Annotated in this window: 13 protein-coding genes; 10 read left to right on the forward strand and 3 right to left on the reverse strand. The window is 57.6% G+C overall.

Annotated features, from left to right (window positions below):
• Window positions 1-21: 21 nt before the first annotated feature.
• Both LOS79_RS31155 and LOS79_RS31160 read right to left on the reverse strand, forming a co-directional pair.
• Entirely contained in the window at window positions 22-1,245 is a 1,224-nt protein-coding gene (locus LOS79_RS31155; protein WP_315414842.1) for an enolase C-terminal domain-like protein, read from the reverse strand.
• 5 nt (window positions 1,246-1,250) lie between these two features.
• Entirely contained in the window at window positions 1,251-4,061 is a 2,811-nt protein-coding gene (locus LOS79_RS31160) for an alpha-mannosidase (RefSeq protein ID WP_315414844.1), read from the reverse strand.
• A gap of 215 nt (window positions 4,062-4,276) precedes the next feature.
• Here LOS79_RS31160 and LOS79_RS31165 point away from each other — a divergent pair, with 215 nt between their 5' ends.
• The 10 genes from LOS79_RS31165 to LOS79_RS31210 all read left to right on the forward strand — a co-directional run bounded on the left by LOS79_RS31165 (window position 4,277) and on the right by LOS79_RS31210 (window position 21,707).
• Window positions 4,277-5,920: a response regulator gene (locus LOS79_RS31165; RefSeq protein WP_315414846.1), complete on the forward strand. Its 1,644-nt coding sequence runs from the start codon at window positions 4,277-4,279 to the stop codon at window positions 5,918-5,920.
• Window positions 5,913-7,724 (forward strand): cache domain-containing sensor histidine kinase, encoded by a 1,812-nt coding sequence (locus LOS79_RS31170; protein ID WP_315414847.1) that lies wholly within the window; start codon window positions 5,913-5,915, stop codon window positions 7,722-7,724. The genes LOS79_RS31165 and LOS79_RS31170 overlap by 8 nt, the downstream gene beginning before the upstream one ends.
• A gap of 199 nt (window positions 7,725-7,923) precedes the next feature.
• Window positions 7,924-8,901 (forward strand): ABC transporter permease, encoded by a 978-nt coding sequence (locus LOS79_RS31175; protein WP_315414848.1) that lies wholly within the window; start codon window positions 7,924-7,926, stop codon window positions 8,899-8,901.
• A gap of 23 nt (window positions 8,902-8,924) precedes the next feature.
• Window positions 8,925-9,809 carry a carbohydrate ABC transporter permease gene (locus LOS79_RS31180; protein ID WP_315414849.1) on the forward strand — a complete coding sequence of 295 codons (885 nt, stop codon included), beginning with the start codon at window positions 8,925-8,927 and terminating at the stop codon, window positions 9,807-9,809.
• Window positions 9,810-9,884: 75 nt separating this feature from the next.
• Complete coding sequence (locus LOS79_RS31185; RefSeq protein ID WP_315414850.1) at window positions 9,885-11,444, forward strand: extracellular solute-binding protein; 1,560 nt, start codon at window positions 9,885-9,887, stop codon at window positions 11,442-11,444.
• A 94-nt stretch (window positions 11,445-11,538) separates the two neighbouring features.
• Entirely contained in the window at window positions 11,539-17,568 is a 6,030-nt protein-coding gene (locus tag LOS79_RS31190) for a glycosyl hydrolase family 28-related protein (protein ID WP_315422544.1), read from the forward strand.
• Window positions 17,569-17,846: 278 nt separating this feature from the next.
• Entirely contained in the window at window positions 17,847-18,689 is an 843-nt protein-coding gene (locus LOS79_RS31195) for a DUF3891 family protein (RefSeq protein WP_315414851.1), read from the forward strand.
• A gap of 390 nt (window positions 18,690-19,079) precedes the next feature.
• Entirely contained in the window at window positions 19,080-19,979 is a 900-nt protein-coding gene (locus tag LOS79_RS31200; RefSeq protein WP_315414852.1) for a metallophosphoesterase, read from the forward strand.
• Between the two features lie 235 nt (window positions 19,980-20,214).
• Window positions 20,215-20,742, forward strand: coding sequence for a GNAT family N-acetyltransferase (locus tag LOS79_RS31205; RefSeq protein WP_315414853.1), 528 nt, complete (start codon window positions 20,215-20,217; stop codon window positions 20,740-20,742).
• Between the two features lie 218 nt (window positions 20,743-20,960).
• Window positions 20,961-21,707, forward strand: coding sequence for an NADPH-dependent oxidoreductase (locus tag LOS79_RS31210; RefSeq protein WP_315414854.1), 747 nt, complete (start codon window positions 20,961-20,963; stop codon window positions 21,705-21,707).
• Between the two features lie 169 nt (window positions 21,708-21,876).
• On the opposite strand, the gene LOS79_RS31215 is transcribed toward LOS79_RS31210, so the two are convergent.
• Window positions 21,877-22,686 (reverse strand): histidinol-phosphatase, encoded by an 810-nt coding sequence (locus tag LOS79_RS31215; protein ID WP_315414855.1) that lies wholly within the window; start codon window positions 22,684-22,686, stop codon window positions 21,877-21,879.
• Window positions 22,687-22,729: the final 43 nt, after the last annotated feature.

Genomic DNA, 22,729 nt, shown 5'->3' on the forward strand with positions numbered 1-22,729 from the left:
GATTAGTACAAGCCAGCGAAGTCAGGGACGGACCAGCGTCCCGTCTGCTTTGCGGTCCAGCGGATAGGGATGATAATAGGCTGATCGTTTCCAGCCGGAGTGCAGCAGCCCCTTCGCTTTCACTTCATCCAGCTCTATGCCGAGTCCCGGCTTTTCTGCGGGATACAGGTATCCGCCCGAGCGCCGGATATGCCCGGGGAAGGCTTCCAGCTCCTCTTCCCGGAAATGATTGATCTCCTGGATGCCGAAGTTCCAGGCAGCCAGGTCCAGGTGAACAGCTGCAGCCTGGTTCACGGGATCATTCTCGCCGCCTTCCTGCCAGGCCGTCCGCACGCCGAAGGCCTCACAGACAGCGGCGATCTTGCGGCAGGCGCTGATTCCTCCCGCCTTAGACACTCTCACGCGCAGGAAATCTATCAGCCGCTCCTGAACCAGCGGCAGCCATTCCTGCGGGTTCGTGAACAGCTCGCCGACAGCCTGCGGTGTTGAGCTCTGCGCGCGCAGCTGGCGGTACCAGCCAAGCTGCTCAGGCGGCAGGGCATCCTCAAGATAGAACAGGGAATACGGCTCCAGCAATTTGGACAGCTGGATTGCGGCAATCGGCGACAGATGCTCATGCACATCATGCGTCAAGCCGACCGTACTGCCGAATTCGGCGCGGAGCTGCTCGAACATGTCAGGTACAGCCTGGAGATAGGCCTGCTCATCGAAGGCCCGCCCTTGAATCCAGGACGGCTCGGGCAGGCGGGTCTGCCCGCCGGGCACGAAGCCGCCCCCGCCGTAGCCGCCGAGCTGGCAGCGGATGACCGGGTAGCCTTCTGCCAGATAACGGTGAACCTCCTCCTTCAGTTCGGAGACGGTATGGCCGGAGGCATGCCCGTAGCAGGGAACGGCGGATCTGACCGCTCCCCCGAGCAGACGGTATACCGGCAGGCCCGCTTCCTTGCCGAGAATATCCCACAGGGCCATGTCGATGCCGCTGATGGCCGTCTGTGTAACCGAGCCGTTCCGCCAGTAGGCGCTGTGCTGCATGGTCTGCCACAGCTCCTCGATATAGGCGGTATCCCGGCCGGTCAGCAGCGGGGCGAACAGCTGCTCAATAACCTGCACGACCGCTTCCGGGTTATAGAGATCAGAAGCGGAGCCAAGGCCGTACAGCCCGTCGCAGTCAGTAAGGATCTGGACAATGGTCCAGCTTCCGTCCGCCCTTGTGCGGATACAGCGGATGGCTTTGATGATGGCCATGAGGATTACCTCCCTTCCTGCCGGAGAGTGCCGGGAAACCCTACGGTAACGATCTTGAAGCCCTGGACAGCAAGGGCAGAGTCTATAGGAGTCCCCCCGGCCTCTCCCAGAATCGTAGTCTCATATGCTGCTGCCGAGTCCAGCTTGAGCTGCGTATCCGCTGCCGAGAGATTGTACCAGCGGGCGACGGCATCCCCGCTGTGCTCGGCAATGGTGAGGCTGGAGAAGGCCAGGCGCTCACCCGACCATGGCAGCCATCCGGCCTCCGGCGGGAGCTCTCCCTCATGCAGCGTTGCAGCACAGGTGAGGGCCGGGACCGGGAATGCGTAAGCATCCCGGTAGGCTGCATAGCGTTCAGCCGCTCCGCCGTGTGGAATGATCATCCATTCAGCTTCACAAGGGCCAAGACACTGGGCCTCAGGTGTCGGGAACACGCCCCAGTCCCCCAGCTCGCCCACGGAACGCAGCAGCGTTACAGCCATTGTCCCCTGTCCGTCCTGCAGCACTTCATATTCATTGAGCCCTTTGCCGGCGATCACCAGCCCCCGGTCCGGACCATGTACATCGACGAATGTCTGCATGTGGTGGCAGTAGCTGGGATTCTTCCACTCCGGTGCCGGAACGCTCTGACGCTCAGCCACCTCAAAGACCGAATCGGCATAATGCGTGTCCGCTGCAATACCGGCGGGGAAGAGCACACGCAGCCGGTGGTCACGGGCCTGATTATGGAAGGAAGCAGACACCTTCACTCCCCGGCCTGAACGCTCCAGGCTGACCCGGGTTACGATCCGCAGCGGTACGGTGCCGGCAGAGCGTCCCGCCTGGCGCTCATTAAAGAGCACCATGGTCCGTATCTCTTCGGCCAGCCGTTCGTCTGCCGCAGCCGGAATCTCGAGCTGATGCACAATCTCCAGGGTGGCCCGCCATGGCGTATCCTCGGCCAGGGTGATCTCGGCCGGAAGTCCTGCGGTTGTGACTGGGATATCGCCAAGCGGCTGGTAATAAATATATTCATTCCCTATATCTCCGGTATCCTCATAGACTCCCAGGCCTGTATACGTCCCGCCGGTCTTCTTGTCGAGGAGGTTCAGGCTTCCATCCGGCTGCACGGTTACCCGCAGCAGGGCGTTCTCCAGTGTATTGGCGGCTGCCGCCAGGGAGCGGCGGCTGTCTTCACCGGCATCCCCAACGGCATGACTTTCCGGCAGCTCTCCCTCTGCAGCAGCCGCAATTTGGGCTGTTGCAGTACCGTCGCCGGACGCGCTGCCGTCAGAGGGAATCCAGGCGAAGGAACGGTAGCCCATTCCGGGCAAATCCTCCGCCTCAAATGTAATCCGTAGTGCCCGTGCCATATACGGCTGTCTGAACCTGTCGTCCGGCAGATCGTAGCCGAAGCGCACTCCGAGATCGGTGATTCCGGCGGCGAGCTTCATGCCGCAGGCATCGATCAGCATGCCTGCGGCATGAGAGCGCTGCTCCACCCCGGCGGCGATTTCCGCCGGATTCTCACTCTGCTTGAAGTAGCGGCGGCTCCACTCCAGCTCGAGGGTTACCACCCGCGATTCCCTGTAGCCGCTGGTATTATAAACCGTGAACGGTACAGCATCAGCCCCGTAGGCGGAGAAGACGGAGGTATCGATGCGCGAGCTGATGAACTCCGCACTGCTCCGGGCAAGCTGCCGGCCGACCTCCATGCTCTTGGCGAACCGGGTGTCCATTTCCCGGTACACCTCGTCTACGCTGCAGCCGCAGATGCTGTCATGCGGGTGATTCTGCATCAGGGTCTTCCAGGCATAGCGGAAGAGGGCATGCGGGTACGGAGAGCCCAGCGTATGGGCGAGGGCCGCCAGCGGTTCAGCGGTCTTCTCCAGCAGTGTCTGCGCCTGCTGGTTCAGCTGCTTGATCCATACGCGCGCCGAAGCGGTGTTGACGAGCGAATACCAGCCGTCCGTGCGCTGGCCGCGTAATTCACCGCGGATGCGGGTCAGCTTCTCCGGCAGCTCCGCGCGCAGGCTGCGGATATAGGTATCATAGTCCGAGTGCAGGAACTCGGTCTCCGGATACAGCTCCCGGGCGGTGCGGAGCGCAGCGGACAGATTCTGCTGGACGGGCTGATGGTCACAGCCGTTCAGCAGCAGCAGATGCGGAGTGGAGGCGTAGCGTGCAGCCTGCTCCAGCTTCTGGTCCCAGTAGATCCTGGCTTCCGCAGGCTCCACAGGAATTTCCATGCCGTTGTTGTACCAGTTGGCGAAAAGGATGCCAAGCACTTCGGAGCCGTCCGGCGCTTCCCAGATGAGCTCCGAGAAGGGGGACTCGAGCTGGCCGCTGTCTCCGACCTGGTTATTGAACCCGGTCGCCTTCACGCCCCGGCCGAATACGGCAGTGCTGATTCCGGCCTGGCGTAGAATCTGGGCCGCCTGCCCCATATTGCCGAAGGAATCGGGAAAGTAGCCGAGCCTCGATACCGTACCGATCTCCTCAGCATCACGCAGGCCGATCTGGAGATTGCGGATATTGGCCTCGCTGCTGGTCAGGAATTCATCCTGCAGCACATACCAGGGGCCGGCAGCCAGCTTGCCTTCGCGGCTCAGCTGCTGCAGCAATTCTTTTTGCTCAGGGTGAACCTGCAGATAATCCTCAAAGACGATCGTCTGCCCATCCAGATAGAAGCTGCGGAAATCGGGATCACGCCCGAAGGTATCCAGTAGTGTGTTCATCGTTTCAATCAGCCGGACATGATGGGCTTCATAAGGCATATACCATTCCCGGTCCCAATGCGTGTGGGAAATAACATGAACCGTTTGTTTCGCTGTCATGGAGGAGCCTCTTTTCCTTGGGTTGTCGGATATACATCCCTCATTGTAGAAAGGGCAGGGGAGACGGACAAGGAGACGATCGCAAACTTTAGCGGGGATTATTGGCCTATTGCTGCGGACCGCTTGTTCGCCCAGGCGGGTGGAGGCTAAAATAAGGGCAACGGCTTTTGCCTTATAACAAGAAGATTAAAGAACGAAATATACATCAGGGGACGGTGGCGTATTTGCTGGCACTTATAGTAGATGATGAACTGGAGATCAGGGAGGGGCTGCGCTCTGGTTTTCCCTGGTCTGACTATGGAATTGAAAGCGTTTTAACGGCTGATGACGGCGATACGGCACTCGAGCTGGCACTGGCCCGTAGACCTGATCTGATTGTGACTGATATCCGCATGAAGCGTATGTCGGGGCTTGAGCTGATCGGGGCGCTTGCCAGAGAACAGCCGGACGGCTGGAAGGCCATTGTCATCAGCGGCTACGACGATTTCGATATGGTCCGCCAGGCGATGAAGCTCGGGGCGATGGATTATATCCTGAAGCCGATTAACACAGCGGAGCTGGGAGAAGTGCTGGGACGCGGCATTTCCCGGCTGGAGCAGGAGCGGACCGACCGGAAGAACCGGCAGCTGCTCAATGATCAGGTCGACAGCGCATTGCCCAAAATCCGCGGTGAGCTGCTGCGCGAAATTCTGGAGCATGATTACGATCCCTACCGGGAGACCCGGCTTCTCCACCGGCTGCGGACGCTTCAGGCTGACTGGATTGCCTGCGGTCCTTCTGTGGTCCTGCTGCTTGAGGCCGACGATCTGAAGGCGGTGGAGAACCGCGAGGGGCTCCGCCGGGAGAAGGAGCTGATTCTGTTCGGCATCGGCAATGTAGTGAAGCAGACGCTGGAGGAGGATTATCCTGAGCCCTTCATCCTGTATGAGGATTCGAAGCAGCGCTGGGTGGCTGTGCTGAGAACCGCCAAGGGGGAAGGCACAGAACGGATCGAGGAGCTGGGCAATCTCTGTATTGAGCGCATCCGTGACTTTGTGAAGGTGAACGCCAGCGCTGCGCTGTGCACGGTTCCGGGTACGATGTCCGAGCTGCATGCCCGGTATGCCGAGGCGGAGGAGATTCTGGAGCAGAAAGCGGTGTACGGGGGGCAGCGCCTTCTGACCAGCCGCGGCTGGGAGCTGGAGACGGAGCTGGACAATCCGCCGATCACGAACCCCGATGAAGTGCTGGACCTTATCCGTTACGGCAGCGAGGCTGACATCCGGGCGGCAATGAACCGTTTCTACGAATTGGTCCAATCCTGGTCCCTCGGCCAGATCAAAGATATCCAGCAGCATATTTTCGAGTGGCTGCTCGGCATCTTCAAGAAGGCAGCCCAACTGGGCTGGAGTGAGCAGGGCTGGCAGCGTAATCCGATGATTCTCTGGGACCGGCTGGAGCGCTATGACACCCTGGAATCGCTGCGCGGCCAGGCGGAGCTCTGCCTGCTGGAGATGGCGCGCGATTTTGCCGAGCTGGCTGCATCCCCCGGACAAATCATTCAGGAGGCGGAGCGGTACATCCTGCAGCACTATGCGGATAATCTTACCCTGCAAAGCGTGGCAGCGGAGGTGCATGTAACTCCGGTCTGGCTCAGCAAGCTGTTCAAGAAGGAGAAGCACCAGACCTTTCTGGAATATCTGACTGAAGTGCGGATGAACAACGCCAAGAAGATGCTCGGCGAAGTGAAATATAAGATCTACCAGATTTCCTCGCTCGTGGGCTATAAGGACCCTGTTCATTTTACCAAGCTGTTCAAAAAACAGGCGGGCTGTACCCCGAAGGAATTCCGCAAGCTGCAGGGTATCGCAGATGAGTAAGGTACGGATCACGCTGGGCTCGCTGCGCAATAAGATCATTCTGATTTTTTTTGCCATCCTGATCGTGCCGTTTCTCCTGTTCGCCTATTACACTCATGTCAAAGCGATCGAAGGGATCTCCAACGCCAATACCTCCGCCTCCCACAGCTTTCTGATCCAGGCGCGCAAGAGCTTCGAGGTCTACCTGTCGCAGCTGAACAGCCAAATGAACGACTTGATCGGCAATAAGCAGCTGCAGGAGCTGCTGAAGACGGCACCGGCAGGCTGGGAGGAGGAAGAGCAGTTCACGGTCAATATGCTGACGCTGCTTAACAATCAGGCCCCTGCAATCGATGCGTTCCGGGTCCATGTCTATCCCGTTGATCCAGCCGGCTATACAGACTACATGAACACCATCGGAGAACCTGATCTTGCGCTCCGGGAGGAATGGTTCCGCGAGGCCCGGGCTTCGATCAGCCCGGCCTGGCATCTGTCGATGCCGAGCAGCGGCCGTTATGCCAAACCGCTTCTGACCTATACCAAGCGGTTCACGGGCCTGTACGACCGTCATCCGCGGGGGATTATTGCTGCAGATGTATCAGAGGATCAGCTTGCGCGTTATATCTCCCCGTCGGGGAATATCGCCGGGCAGAAGCTGCTGCTCTTGAACGGGGACGGGAGCGTCCTGTACGATTCCTCTGCCAATGAATGGACGGGACGGCCTGAAATGGCGGGCCGTTTCCACAATCTGACGAGCCGCCCGGAGCTTTCACAGACAATAGTAATCGGAGGGCAGAAATACCTGGCCTCCAGCCTGAAGCTGGACAGCCGGCCCTGGTATCTGGTCAGCCTGTCACCGCTAAGCGAATTAACCGGAACGATCGACGAGATCAACAGGGTGATGCTGATCTTTCTGGTGCTCTATCTGCTCTGCAGCCTGGGTGTGGTCATCTACTTCACGGTTCATTTCACCCAGCCGGTCCTCCGGCTTGTAAAGCTAATGCGCAAGGCGGAGAAGGGGGATTTCCGCAACTACTCTGTGTGGTCGAAGCGCAATGACGAGGTCGGCTGGCTGTACCGCGGCTTTGCCAGTCTGACGAGCCAGATTGAAACCTTGATTGAAGAGGCTTCGCGTTCGGAATGGAAGAAGAAGGAGCTGGAATTTCAGGTGCTGAGCCACCAGATTAATCCCCATTTCCTGTACAACACGCTGGAATCGATCCGCTGGAAGGCGGAGACCCACGGCCGCAGCGATATCAGCGAGATGGTCGCGGCGCTTGGCAACCTGCTGCGGCTCAGCCTGAACCAGGGCAAGGAGATTACCACCCTGCGGCGTGAAATCGAGCAGCTTCAGGCCTATGTGCAGATTGAACAGGCCCGGATGGGCCAGACTATCCGCATATTGTATGCCATTGACCCCGAACTGCTCCCGCTGCCGTTCATGCGCCTGCTGCTGCAGCCGCTTGTGGAGAATGCGATCCAGCACAGCATCCGTGACAATTTCGAGCAGGGCAAGATTCTTGTGTCCGCCCGGAGCGAGAAGGAGGATATCGTCATAGACATTATCGACAACGGCAAGGGAATCCCGCCGGAGATTCTGGATAAGCTGAACCGGGATATCCGGGAGGAATCCGGCCAGTCCACCGGCAGCAAAGGGGTAGGCCTCAGGAATGTCAACGAACGCCTGCGGCTGTATTTCGGGGATGCCTACCGGCTGCAGATTGAATCCGGCCCTGCCTACGGCACGAAGATCGCGCTGCGCCATCCGGTTATGAAGCAGGAGGAACCCGGCCCTGAACCTAAGGATGCGGCTGCAGGCGGGTAAGCCCGGGATGGTCCTCCGCACAGCTGTATCTGTACTGCCGTCCGCCTGCCGGACGGCAGTTTGCCGTATACGGGACCAGGCGGAGGCTCTTTGGGCAGAAGCCAATTTTAGACGGGGAAAGAACAAGATCGGCTCATGGTGCTTCCCCTGGAAGCGGCGGTATCATTAAAGCATCACCTAAACAGAAAGGTACATGCTAATGAAAACAATAACAGCGACTTCACGCGGGCAGTCCAGCCGCATCTCTGTCCGCAGGAAATCAGGCGTGCTGAGGGATCTCTACAAGAACCGGTCCCTGCTGGCAATGTTTCTGCCGTTCGCGTTCCTGCTGCTGCTGTTCAACTACCTGCCGATGGCCGGGCTGGTCATTGCCTTCAAGGATTTTGATTTCAGCAAAGGGATCTTCGGCAGCTCATGGATGAGCCCGCTGCTCAGCAACTTTGAATACCTGTTCTCCTCCGATGCCGCTTTCCGGGCGATGCGCAATACGGTCCTACTCAATATTCTGTTTATTACAGTCGGACTAGTATTCGAAGTGGGCTTCGCGCTGATCCTGAATGAGCTCCGCCACAAGCTGTTCAAAAGAGTCACGCAGTCGATCACCTTTCTGCCGTTCTTCATCTCCTGGATCGTCGTCGGCGTATTCTCTTATAATCTGTTGAACTATGAGAGCGGATCCATCAACCGGCTGATAGAGTGGCTGGGCTTCTCCGGGATCGACTTCTACAGCAGCTCCGGACTGTGGCCGCTGATTCTGACGGTTGCTATCCGCTGGAAGGCTACAGGCTATGGAACCATTATTTATCTGGCTGCGCTGACCTCCATTGATCATTCCTACTACGAGGCGGCGGCCATTGACGGTGCTTCCCGCTGGCAGCAGATCCGGCATATCAGCCTGCCGATGCTCCGGCCGACGGTCATTATCCTGACGCTGCTTGCGGTAGGGCGGATCATGAATGCGGACTTCGGCATGTTCTACGCGATGGTCGGCGACGCTTCCCTGCTGTTCCCGACAACGGATGTTATCGATACCTTCGTGTACCGCAGTTTGCGCAAGACCGGTGATATCGGAATGGCCTCGGCTGCAGGGTTCCTGCAGTCAACGGTGGCCTTCGTGCTGGTGCTGAGCAGCAACTATGCCGCCCGCAAAATTGACAAGGATTCGGCCATTTTCTAATCTGCCAAGGAGGTTCTACCGGCATGACAGCCAAAAAATTCTCAATCAGTCAGCTGATCCTCATGCTCATAGTAGCCTTGTTCAGCGTAACCTGCCTGTACCCGTTCATCATGGTCATCTCAGGCTCGCTCAGCAATGAGCAGGATATCGCCGCTTATGGCTACACCCTTTTGCCCAAACATGTCACCTTTGATTCCTACCGTATTCTGCTGCTGGGCTCTCACCGGATTGTGAATGCCTATGGGGTCAGCTTGCTTGTCACCAGCGTGGGCACAATTCTTTCGCTGCTGCTCACCGCAATGGCCGCCTATTCACTGTCAAGACGGTCTTTTAAGCTTCGCGGTGTGCTGTCAGTCTACGTCATTATCACGATGCTGTTTAACGGCGGGCTGGTGCCCTGGTACATCATTTGTGTGCGGTACCTGGATTTGAAGGATACGCTCTGGGCGCTGATACTGCCTTCACTGGCCAATGCGTTCAATCTGTTCCTCATCCGCAATTTCATGCGCTCGATCCCTGAAGAAATTCATGAATCGGCCAAAATCGACGGTGCCGGCGAATTCCGCATCTTTTACCGGCTGATTGCCCCGCTGGCACTGCCTGTGCTCGCAACGGTGGGGCTGTTCATGGCCCTTGGCTATTGGAATGACTGGTTCCTCGGGCTGATGTTCGTCGACAAGCAGGAGCTTCAGCCGCTGCAGCTGCTGCTGCGCACCCTGATCTCTAACGTCGATTTTCTGCGGAATTCCGGCAATGCAGCGGCGATGCAGCGGATTTCGGCACAGATTCCTTCGGAGTCTATGAAGATGGCCCTGACTGTCGTCACGATCGGCCCGATTGTTTTCCTGTATCCGTTCCTGCAGCGTTATTTCGTCAAAGGCCTGATTGTAGGCGCTGTCAAAGGCTGAAGCACCCGTTCACCGGCTTTACCGGCTCCGGCCGTGAAAGGCATATACATTAACGATCAAGGGGAGAGGTTCTACATGCGTAAAAGGAAACAGGGGTTATTCCTGCTTACTGCCATCCTGCTGCTCAGCTTCACATTATCGGCCTGCGGAGGGGGCAATAATTCCGGAAATGCGGCAAATAGCAGCACCGGCGGCAACACCAGCGGCGAGCAGAACGGCGGTACTAAGTCAGCTGAACCGGAAGTGACGCTTAAATTCTACTTCGGCGGCGATAAAAAAGCGGCTACAGACGAGGTATGGACGCAAATCAGCGACTACGTCAAGGAGAAGGGGCTGAATGTGAAATTTGATATCAATACGATTCCCTTCGGTGATTTCAAGGACAAAATGCTGGTCATGGCGGCTTCCGGCGACAGCTGGGATATGAATTTTGACGGCGACTGGCTGTCCTACAAGCAAATGGCGGCTAAAGGCTCCTATATGGCGCTGAACGATCTGCTGCCCAAGTATGCTCCGAACCTGTACAAAAAATATGAAGAGCAGGGCACCCTGTCTGCCGCAACGGTAAACGGGGATATCGTAGGCCTGCCGTGGACCATGAAGATGAATGAACGCAAATTCGCCGGCTGGCGCTCCGATCTTGCCGAGAAGGCAGGACTTCAGCTGGAGGCCAATTCCGTGAAGACGATTGAAGATGTCGACAAGCTGCTCCGTGCATTCAAAAAAGCCTATCCGAATGATAAGCTGTCCCGCACTACCCCGCTGTCGATCTATATGATCCGTGATGAATGGGTGGATCTCAATTTCCATGGCCTCGGCTTCTATCTCAGCGATCCGAAGGTAACGGTTCAGCCGGTCGAGCAGCAGCCGTTCTATCTTGAATCCGCCAAGCTGTCCAAAGTCTGGTATGACGATAATCTGATCAACCGGGATGCCATGATCGACAAGGAAGGTGAAGAGGTACAGTGGAGAAACGGCAAGAAGTTCTTTACGATCACTTCGCATGAATGGGCATATGCCGATCCCGGCTTCGTAGATCCTTCCTACAAACAAGAGATGTCCCTGCTCTATCCGGATAAAAAATATGTCAACCGCACCGCGCTGGCCAATGTGCTGGCGATCAACCGGAACTCCGAGCATCCTGATCTTGTGCTCCGCTTCCTTGATATGGTTGAGACCGACAAGACACTGTATGATCTGCTGCAGTACGGCATTGAAGGCAAAACCTACAAGCTGGACGGTGAAATGGCAATCTATCCGGAGGGAATGGAATCCTCCACCAGCAACTATATGGAATGGGGCGGGCAGTGGGCCTTCTGGAAGCCGCAGTTTATGCGGCCGACGCAAACCTACGGCGCAGGCTTCTGGGAAAGTGAGGCTGCTTTTGCCAGCGAGCCGAATAATGTGAATTCACCTGTCGACGGGCTGTTCATCGCGGAAGACAATGTGAAGAATGAAATTGCCAAACGCGACCAGGCCTCCGATGAATTCAGCCGCCCGATTGAATTCGGTGTCGTTAAAGATGTTGAGAAATCGGTTAGCGATTACATCGGCATGCAGCAGAAGAACGGTCTGGATAAGCTGCTCGCTGAAACGCAAAAACAGGTGGATGCCTACCTCGCTAATCAACAATAAAGGCAAGACAACGAAGAGCGCCCATAAGCGAATTACGCCAGGGGCGCTTTTTCTTTGAACCTTTACTTACTAAATGAATGGAGGCACAGAATTGATGGGACAACGATGGACGACAAGGCTCAAGCGTCTGACTTCTTCTCTGCTGGCTGCGGCGCTTGTGACTGCAGGCTTGTATATGCCCGCTGCTTCAGCGGAGACAGGTGCTGAAGCTGGTATAAGCGTGATGCTGGGGGAAACCCCGGTAACAGACGGCATCAGCCCCCGGGCCGGAGATAACCCCGGCGGACTGCAGACCGGCACCCTGGACGGCAAAACCTATTGGGAGACGAACAAGGCGGAGGACGGCCCGCAGACCGTATATTTCTATATGGATGCTGATGACCAGTACCTGTATGAGAATAAGGAATACTCGGTATCCGTTACGATGGAGTACTACGATGAAGGCAACGGCTCGGCAGTGCTGCAATATGACAGTGAATCGGGGGCTTTCAAGGATGCGCCGCTCTTCACTTATACGGATACCCGTGCCTGGAAGACCCACACGTTCGAGCTGAATGATGCCTGGTTCGGCAACCGCACGAACGGCGCTGACTTCCGGCTCGGCATCGAAGGCGGGGGAGCGAGTGCGGGAACCAACAGGGATTTGAAGCTGGCCTCGATCCGCATCACCAAAACCTTGAAACCGCTGCCAACTGATGAGGCTGGTATTACGCTTGGCGCAGCACCGGTAGCGCAGGGCATCACCGCCAGAGGAGGCGATTATGAACCGGGCGTGCTGACCGCCACCCTGGCCGGCAGGGGGTACTGGTCGACCAACCGTACGGCTCCTGAGGGCGGGACACTCTATCTGTACATGAATGTTGCGGATGATTACCTGTACGATAATACAGATCAGGATGTATATGTTACGGTGGATTATTATGACGAAGGCAGCGGCAGCATGGTGCTGCAATATGACGCCGTCTCTGCACCGTTCAAGGATGCTGCCCTGTTCACCTATACGGACACGCAGCAGTGGCTTAGCCATACGTTCAAGCTCAGTGATGCGAAATTTGCCGACCGCACGAACGGCGCTGACTTCCGGCTCGGCATCAGCGGGGCAGGTGCGCCGGATAACAATCCGGATCTTAAGGTGGCAAAGGTCACGGTGAAGAAATCGCCGCGGATTATAGCGCCTTCCCGGACCGCTGTTGTGCAGACGGTCTACGAAACGAAGGATATTGTAATTGCCAATATCAGCGTTAAGGATTACGGAGCTAAGGGAGATGGGACCGCCGATGATACGGCTGCGGTCCAGAATGCGCTGAATGCGGCTTCGGTCCAGGGCGGCGGGGTAGTATTCGCACCTGCAGGAACCTACCGGCTGAACGGGCATCTTGTTATTCCGACTGGAGTGACACTGCGGGGTGACCGGCCTGAACCGGCTGCCGGAGATTATACGGTCCGGGGCACCGTTCTGGCCGCTTATGAAGGACGGGGGGAGGAGAACGGGACCAGCCTGATCCGCATGGAGCCGGTCAGCGGAATTACGCATCTCTCCGTGTGGTACCCGGAGCAGTCGCTGGATCATCCGGCAGCCTATCCCTGGACCCTGGAGCAGCTGTCCGGGGACAGTGCCACCATCAGCAGCGTTACGCTCGTTAACAGCTATAACGGGATTAAGATCGGCCCGGTCTGGAACGAGCTGCACTATATCAGGGATGTGTACGGGGCATCACTGAAGACAGGCATCTTCCTTGATTTCACCACCGATATCGGACGTCTGGAGCGGGTGACACTGGCTCCGGAGATCTGGTCCGGCTCAGGTCTGCCCGGTGCACCGGAGCAGCCCGCGCTGTTCGGTTATATGACCAGCAACGCTGAAGGTGTGGTCATGGGACGCTCAGACTGGGAATATATTTCTGAGCTGTCCGTCTCCGGCTACAAGACCGGCCTGCGGGTGACCACCCGGACGAATTCGCTGGAGACGGCCAATGCGCAGCTGTACCGGGTCCGCATTAAGGACTGTAACGTGGCGCTTAAGATTGAGGGCGTCAATGACTATGGCCTGCTCATCACGGACAGCAGCTTTGAGGCAGGAATAGGAGCGGCGCCGGTGGCTATTCATGCCACCAAGGGCTTCCATTCCATCGTCCAGTTCAATAAGGTGACCGCCGGCGGCAATCCGCTGTATGCGGTGGTGAATGAAGGCAGCGGAGTGCTGTCCTTTGAGAACAGCAGCTTCGCGGCCTGGAACGGGGAAGCGGGCGGTTATGCCATCAGGGCCGACAGCGGTTCCCTGCTGCTCGGCCAGTCGTCCTTCGCCGGACCCGGCAGGCATGTATGGCTGGGAGACGGCGTGCGTACAGTGAATGCCGTCAATTCCGGCTATGACGGCAAGCTTGAAATTACAGATGACAGCATGGCTGCGGAAGTGAAGGTTCATCAGGAGGAAGCTTACGCACTTGAGGTGCTTCCGGAGGGGATTGTTACCGATAAGGCGGTCTATCCGAAGCCGGCGGGCAGTCTGCTGTTTGATGTGACCGCCGGTCCCTATAATGCCGACAGAAGCGGCCTGCTTGATGTATCTGCGCAAGTGCAGCAGGCGCTGAACGATGCCGGAGCAGCCGGCGGCGGAACCGTGTATCTCCCGGCCGGCACTTACCGGATCAGCACCAGACTTACGGTTCCGTCTGGTGTTGAATTAAGAGGCTCCTGGGATGTGCCGCATCATACCATTGGCGGCGGAACGGTAATCTTCACGGATTACGGCGAGGGCAAGCCTGAGGACGAGGCGCTGATTACACTGGAGGCCTCAGCGGGAATCCGCGGAATATCCGTCTATTACGACCAACAGAACTGGAGTGAGATCAAACCGTACGCCTGGACCGTCCGGGGCAAGGGGCATGGTGTATATGCCATTGATGTTACGCTGGTAAATCCTTATCAGGGCATTGACTTCGGCAGCTACGATACCAGCGGGCATTATATTGATTATGTTGCCGGTTCTCCGCTGAAGGAGGGGGTCTTCGTCGGCGGTGGGGCTGCCGGTGGGTTCGTGCGCAATGTGCAGTTCAACCCGCATTATTACGGCAGAAGCACCTATCCGAACCATCCGGATAACGATGCCGCCTTCAAGCTGGTATGGGACTACCAGAAGGACAATCTGGATGCGTTCCGGATTGCCGATGTCAGCGGAGAGACTGTATTCAATACCTTCGTCTACGGCTCAGAGTACGGCATTCATTTTGCCGCGCAGGCCGGCCGGGGGCCGCAGGCGGTTGTGATCGGACACGGAACGGACGGCAGCAAAAAAGGGGCGGTTCTGAACAGCGCAGCGCCCGGAGGGCTGACACTGATCAATACCGAGCTGGTCTCCCTCAGCGCTTCAGATAAAGTGTATGTAACGGTAGGCCGGGATTTCAACTCCAAGGCCACGCTGTTCAATTCCTCCATGTGGGGCGATACAACCCGGTCATTTGATATTTCCGGCGGTACCATAAACATCCAGCAGGCCAATGTCACTACAGTGGGTGAACGGGGACTGGGGGCCCTTGGCGGCGATATCGCCCTGTATAATTCCTATTTCCAGCAGGCGCGGACGACCCATGTCTATGCGGACCCTGCAGTCGGGCGGCTGATCCTGACAAATAACCTGTACAGCGGGGGGCTGCAGCTGGATAACCGCGCGCCGTCCAAAGTGACGGGCACCGATCTCGTGCCGGTGTCACTGCAGCTTGCTGTGGCGCCGTTTGATGAAACGGGAGGACAGCCGAATGCGGTGCTGACCCTCACCAATCTGTCCCTGCCGCAGCCGCTGAAGGGCCGGATCGAGCTGCTGGAGCCTGCTGTGTATCAGGGTATCCTGCAGCCGGTACGCTTCGAAGGGCTGACGCTTGGCGGCAGCACCGATGTCCCGCTGCCCTTCCTGGCCAGCGACTCGCTGAAATTCAGGATTACGCTTGATGGCGGAGAAGCCTACGTAACCTCCGTCAAGCTGGGGCAGTCCTTCGCCGCCTCTGGTGCGGACGGTGCCGGAGCCGGGGCGGCCCCTCCCGTTACCGTGGCTGATGCCGGGCATTATTTCAGCCTGGGCGGCCAGTGGGAAGGTGCCGGCGATCTCAGCGCTGAAGCGAAGCTGCGGTGGGATGAGGAGCGTCTGTACGTAACGGTGTCCGTGCGTGACGATGTTCATGCGCAGAGCTGGACGGGCGGGGATATCTGGCAGGGCGACAGCCTCCAGCTCGGAATTGATCTGTCGCGGAAGGACGGCAGCGCGAGTACCGATGTCAGTGAGCTCGGCTTCGCCCTGAACGGGCAGGGGACTATAAGCTCCTGGCGCTGGAGAGCGCCGCAAGGGCTGAGCACCGGAGCTCCGGCTGGAGTACAGGCGGAGATCAGCCGTGATGCAGCGGAAGGTGTGACCCTATACGAGCTTGCTATTCCGTTTACGCAGCTTCACGCTCCCGGCACTGTGTTCACACCGGGGGACGCTATCGGCTTCACGCTGCTGCTGAACGAGAATGACGGAGCGGGCCGGGCCGGCTTCATGGAATACAATCAGGGCATCGGCACAAGTAAGGATGCTACTCTGTACGGCGATTTGTATCTGCTGCAGGGAACCTTTGCCGAAGCTCTTGCAGCGTCGGCGGCAACGGCAGTGGCTGCTGCGGAAGCTGCAGCAACAGTAACAAACGTGGATGCTGCAGCCAATTTCGTTGTCCTGCTGCCGGAAGGCAGCGTGAAGGCCGGGCTGGAGCAGCGGCTGGCACTGCTGGATTCCGGCACGGCTGTGCCGACTCCGACCCCGACCCCGACCGTTACGCCTGCGCCCTCATCTGTCCCGACCCCGGCGCCGACTGCAGCACCTGCGCCGGCAGCAACGCCTGCGCCAACTTCGGCGTCCGGAGCTGCAGTTCTGCCGGCTGCACCTGCAATTGCTGTCAACGGGGATGGAACGGCAGTGATTACAGCGGAGGCAGTGGCTGCTTCCGGGTCACAGACTGCCAGAGTCCCGCTCTCCGCTGAGCTGCTGGAGAAGGCATTCGGACTGGCTGCAGAGATTGGCGGAGTCCGGAAAGTAAGCGTTCAGTTTACCGGATCGCCGGGATTGCAAGGCTACGGCATGGAGCTGCCTTCGGTTCTTCTTGGCCGCTCCGGACCGGACAGGGTTATTGAACTCATAACCCCTGCGGGCACACTTATACTGCCCGGCAATATGCTGGACGCAGCAATGCAGGCTGAGGCCGGTCCCGTTCTGACGGTGTGGCTCCGGGAAGCAGACCGGCAGGGCTGGGATGTTAAGCTGCTGGGGCAAAATGCCGGACGCCCGGCGATAGAGATAAGCCTCACAGCCGGTGACCGGAAGCTGGACTGGCACAATAGCGGTGCGCCGGTGACCGTATCGCTTCCTTACACACCTGCAGCCGGCGAAGAACCTGAACTGCTGGCTGTCCGCTATATTAAGGATGGCGGACAGGGGACTGCTGTGGCGAGCGGCCATTACAATGTTCAGGCCGGCCGGATCAGCTTCCGTACCGCTCACTTCGGCGAATATGCAGTAGTCTCTGCTGCCCCGGCTTTCGGTGACCTGCACCTGGCTCCTTGGGCGAAGCAAGCCATCGGGGCTCTGGCGGCCAAAGGCATTATACGCGGCCAGTCGGAGACCGTATTTAATCCGAAGGCACTGGTCACAAGGGCGGATCTGGTCATGCTGTTGTCAGCGGCTCTGGAACCGGAGCCTGCACCGGCCTCCGGCCAGGCGAAGGCTTATGCGGATGTACAGCCGGATGCTTATTACGCGCAGGCTGTCGGCAGCTTCCGGGCACTGGGAATCGCTGAAGGGCCGGGCGGCAACCGCTTTGAGCCGGAGAAGCCGGTCAGCAGGCAGGATGCCGCCGTGCTGGCTCAGCGCGTGCTGGATTTGAAGTCCGGTATAACCGCGGTGCGGTATGCACCGGAGCAGCTGTCCGCTTTTGCCGACGGGAAGGAAGTCCCGGAGTATGCCCGTGACAGCATCAGCCGGCTGCTTGAAGCCAAGCTGCTCCAAGGAGATCAGGGCAGGCTTCATCCTCAGGCCCGTTTGACCCGTGCAGAGGCTGCGGTTCTGGTCTATAACATTTACAATTATATTTACAATCCGTAAGTAACTCAGAGTGCATCTCCGGGCCTGTCAGGGAATTCTGGCAGGCCTGTTTACTATTTTTGAAATTAATATTAATGATAAAGTATCCACATTATCCCTTTGCGGGAATGTTTCTTTCTGACCTTAAAAAGGGTACATTCTTAGACAACCTCAAATGAAGCACGTGGGAATACATAGAGTGGACAGAGACCTGATTTTCCAATAATTACAGGCGGATATGTTATAATCTACGTAGCTAAAAGCCGGATTCAGGCAGCGGATAACGGGGAGGAATTACTGTGATTTGTCGTGAGCAGGATGGAGCGTTTGTGATGGTGAAGCAGCATGAGCACGGGCTGCTGGCCGGGGAATTTGCGAAGTGGTTCAAGGAGCAGCATACACCGGCGGAAGGCCGCAGGGCTGAGGTGCTGCGGGCGGTGGGCAATCATGACCGGGGCTGGATTGACCTGGATGAGACACCGTTCTGGAATGATGCGGAAGGAGCGCCGTACAGCTTCATTGACTTCCCCGTTGTGCCGAAGCTGACATTCTACAGACGGGGCATTGACGAGGTGGAGGCGGATACCCCTTACGGGGCGCTGCTGTGCAGCGCGCATTTCGAGCGGCTGATTGAGGTGTCGGGCGAGGAGGGCCCGGAGCTGGCGCAATATCTGCAGGATGAGGCGGAGCGCAGAGCCCGTATCCACCGGGAGCTGGAGCAAAGCAAGCCGCTTGGTGAAGGTGAGCTGTATTATGATGCCAGGCTGCTGCAGTTCTGCGATGACCTGTCGCTGTTCCTCGCGCTGAGCGAGCCGGGAAGCGCCGAGTCCGAGAAGCATCCATGGTTTGCAGACGGCTTCTCCGGCAGCGGGGATTTCAGCTTCACCTCCGGCCGTGCAATTGAGGCCCACTGGCAGGACCAGTCTACGCTGACGCTAAGCCCGTTCCCGTTCACGCAGGAGATCGAAGTCAGCTTCAAGCTGCGCCGGGTCAGCCGGAAGGAGATTGAACAGAAGGGCCTTGCCCGGGCATACCGGGAGACGCTGGAGGAAGAGTGCCGGATTACTGTGACCCATGGACCGGATGAAGCACCGCAGGCGAAAGCTGATGCCGGTGAGCGGAGCGCGGGTCAAGGCGTGTAGTGAATAAATTGTAAGATTTATAGACAGGCCGGAATCCGGGGACAGGAGTACAAAGCCTTGGCATGGTGGATGCGGATCTTTAATGTTGCTGTAATCCTGCTGCAGAGGTTCATTCATCCAGATGAAACCGGCATAGCAGGAAGCGTGATAGGGGCAGCAGCGGCGAGCTTACGGACAGGAGAGCCTTTATTTCCTGCATTAGCCCTGTTTTTTCATGCTAAAGGACACCAGAGCCTTTATTTACTGACAATCGCCAGGTAAAGTCGCGCTGTAGCCATAATAAGAGCGCTCATGTCCGTTAGCCCGGATAAATACGCCAAATTTCGAAAATAAGCGCTGTGATGTCCGTATAGAATTCCAGATTCATAATACAGAAAGGAGAATCTCCCAATGAGCAGAAAGCCGTTCGGGGACTCTCCCGGCCCGGGTGTTCCGGTTGAAGCAAGCGGCCGCCGCCCCATGACCCGCCGCCAGTTCCTGAAGCGGGGAGCAGCAGCTGTGTTCGGCGCAGGCCTGCTTGCCGGCGGCTACGCCTGGAAAGGCGAGCCGAACCGGCTGGAGATTACGCGCAGAGAGCTGCCGCTGAAGGAGCTTCCGTCATCATTTGCCGGGACTAAGCTGGTGCATTTCAGCGATGTCCACTTAGGCTTCAATAAGGATACCCGTGATCTGGCCCGGCTGGTGAAGCACATCCGGGAGGAGCAGCCGGATCTGATCTGCTTCACCGGAGATATCGTGGACAGCTATGCAGAGGATTTGACGGACTCGGTATCCATACTGGCTGAGCTTGAAGCTCCGCTCGGCAAATATGCGATCCTTGGTAATCATGATTATAAGAACACGGAGCTGTTGACCAGTCTGCTGGCGAAATCCGGGTTCACTGTGCTCCGCAACCAGTCGTACCTGATCAAGCAGGGCGGCGCAGTAATTGCTGTAGCCGGGCTTGAGGATCTGCTGCACGGCAAGCCTGATCCGGTAGCAGCGCTCAAAGGCGTGCCGGACGGCTGCTGTACACTGCTGCTGATGCATGAGCCGGATTACGCCGATACGGCGGAAGGGTATCCGTTCCATCTGCAGCTCTCCGGCCACAGCCACGGCGGACAGATCCGCCTGCCGTTTATCGGTGCGCCATTCACGCCTTACGGTTCACATAAGTACATAGAAGGGCTGTACTACACAGAGAATAAGGCGATGCCGGTCTATGTGAACCGGGGGTTCGGGGAAACCTCGCTGCCGCTGCGTTTTCTCTGCCGGCCCGAGCTTACCGTCCTGACGCTGCGCCGGGAATAACCCGTGATGTGCCCCCTGGAAGAGAGGTCCACGGAACTCCTGCCGTAAGCTGCAGCTGAATCTGAATTCCGCGGCCCGGGAACGGCTGGTTCTCCGGTGCTCACCGCAGGCAGTGCCACGCTTCAAGTTCAAGGCTTAAATCAGACTTATCAATGCTTTAATCTGTTGTTATCGCAGAGAGAACCAAGGGCGCAAGCCTACAGGGAAGAAGGTGGGTAAGACGGGGACATACGGAATGGTTATGGGACTTAGGCTGCAGGGAACAGCGGTGGAGCTGAAGACGATGGCGCCTGGTGACGGAGCGGTGCTGAAGACGCTGCTCTCCCACCCGGAGGTGAAGCCGCATATTCAGCTGCGCCAAGGAGCAGCTTCACAGCAGGGCGTACCGGATCAGCTGGTGAAGCGGATGCTGCACGGCTATGATCCCTGCGCGCTGCATGCGGGAATCTATATGAAGGACCAGCCGGAGCTGATCGGTACGGTCTCCCTGCAGAACTGGAACCGGCATGAGGGCAAGGCCTTGCTGGGCTATATGCTGAATCCGTTATGGTGGGGAAGAGGCTTCGCCACGGAAGCAGTGGGACTGCTGCTGGCCTACGGCTTCCGTGAGCAGGGGCTGTTAAAGGTGGAGGGGCGCTGCCGCGGGGATAACAGCAGATCGGAGAAAGTGATGCTCCGCAGCGGCCTGACCCTGGAACGCATCCTGCCGATGCCGGGCAGCCCGGACGATGTAATGAAAGTATTCACTTTGTTACACAATTGAAATAATGCCGAAACCTAACTCTAACAGTGTCCGGTTAAACTAAGTACATGACCCCCTTTTGAAAATATAACTGCTGCTGGGACCCGATGATTCGGGTCCATTTTTTTTGTGCTCTGCCGCATGGCGGCGGAACTACTGCTGCTTCTGCTGGCGGTCTCCAGAGACATTAAGCTATGATAGATATACATAACGAGCATCTTACGAGGAGGATATGATTCTTGAACGAAGTAATCAGATTACTTACCAGTCACCGCTCCTACCGGCAGTATACGAAGCAGACAGTAGAACCGGAGAAGCTGAAGGCAATTATTGAAGCGGCTCAAGCCGCCCCGTCCTGGGTGAACGGCCAGCAGGTATCCATTGTGGCGGTGCGCAGCGAAGAACGGAGGCAGCAGCTGTCGGTGCTGAGCGGGAACCAGAAGCATGTAGCGGAAGCGCCGGTATTTCTGGTGTTCTGCATGGACTTTCACCGGGCCCGCCTGGCGGCAGAGCTGGAAGAACAGCCATTTGAAGCGGCCGGGGATATAGACGCGCTGCTTGTCGGTGCTACAGATGTGGGCATTGCCTTATCGAATGCGGTGGCTGCCGCAGAGTCGCTGGGACTAGGGATTATTCCGATCGGCGGCATACGCCGCAACACAGCGGAGGTCATTAAGCTGCTGCAGCTGCCGGAATATGTATTCCCGGTTGCCGGGCTGTGCATCGGTTATCCTGCTGGGGAGCTGCCGCAGAAGCCGCGCCTTCCGCTGGAGGCTGTATATCATGAGGAGGTATATAATCCCGATCAGAAGGGTCTGATCAGGAACTATAATAAGCTCCACCGTGAATCACTTAAGGCTCAGGGAGTAACGGAACGGGACTGGAGCAGCACGATTGCCCGCTTCTATGCCCTCAATCCGCAATACGGCGACGCCGGGCGGACGCTTCCGCGGCAGGGGTTTACCAGCAGTAATCTGGAGAATTAGTGCGCTGTCAGATTAAGTGTGGAGATAACTATACAAATCAGCTGAATTTACAGCAAAGTTTGTTATTTAAATGCACAGATTACAGCTATTCATGGTAGCTAAAAAAAAGGACGCTCGAAGCCATATAAGGCTTTCGGGACGTCCCTCTTTACATTACGCATTATGCAGGTTACAGCGCTACGGTCTGCTTTTCTTTCCGCTTGTAATATACCCAGTGCCTGAAGCCGATCTCCCGGAGCCGTGCGGCAACCTGCTCACGCTGGTCGGCTACCCGTGAAGGCAGATGGGCATCGGAGCCGAAGGTGACCTCCACGCCGTAGTGCAGCGCCCGCTCCAGAATCTCATCCGACGGATACCAGCCGCCGCACAGCTTCGTGCCGCCGGAGGTGTTGATCTCGATGGCCTTTCCGCACTCGCCAATTACGCGTAAGGCCTCGTCAATTTCACCGGAAGCGGGAATTTGCGAGAACTGCGGATAATTGCCTTTCATCGCATCGATATGCCCGAGGATCTGGAACATGCCGCTGCGTGCCGATTCCGCAATCAGCCGGTAGTACTCGGCTTTGGCGGCCAGCTTCTGCTCCGGGCCGAGGCCCTTCCAGCGGCTTTTATTGAAGATGCTGACTTCATCCACGCTATGAACCGAACCGATTACATAGTCAAACGGATACGCGGCCAGTGTACTCCGGTACAGCTCCGTATGCTGCGGGAAATAGTCCGACTCAATCCCGAGCAGGACATCAATCCGGCCGGCATATTCCCGCTGCAGCGACAGCACCTCTTCTACATAGTGGACGAATTCGGACTTGGCCATGGCAATCCGCGGAAAAGCATGTTCGGACGGGCTCCCGAAATAGGGTGTATGATCGGAAATGCCGATCACATCAAGACCGGCGGCGATTCCGGCTTCAATATAATCCCTGATGCTGCCGTCAGCATGACCGCAGCGGAAATGGTGGGTATGCAGGTCGAAATTCATAGTGGGAACATCTCCTTTGGCCAATATGGCAGAATGGGGTAAG

Origin of the sequence: Paenibacillus sp. MMS20-IR301 (assembly GCF_032302195.1) — a bacterium.
Lineage (GTDB): Bacteria > Bacillota > Bacilli > Paenibacillales > Paenibacillaceae > Paenibacillus_AQ.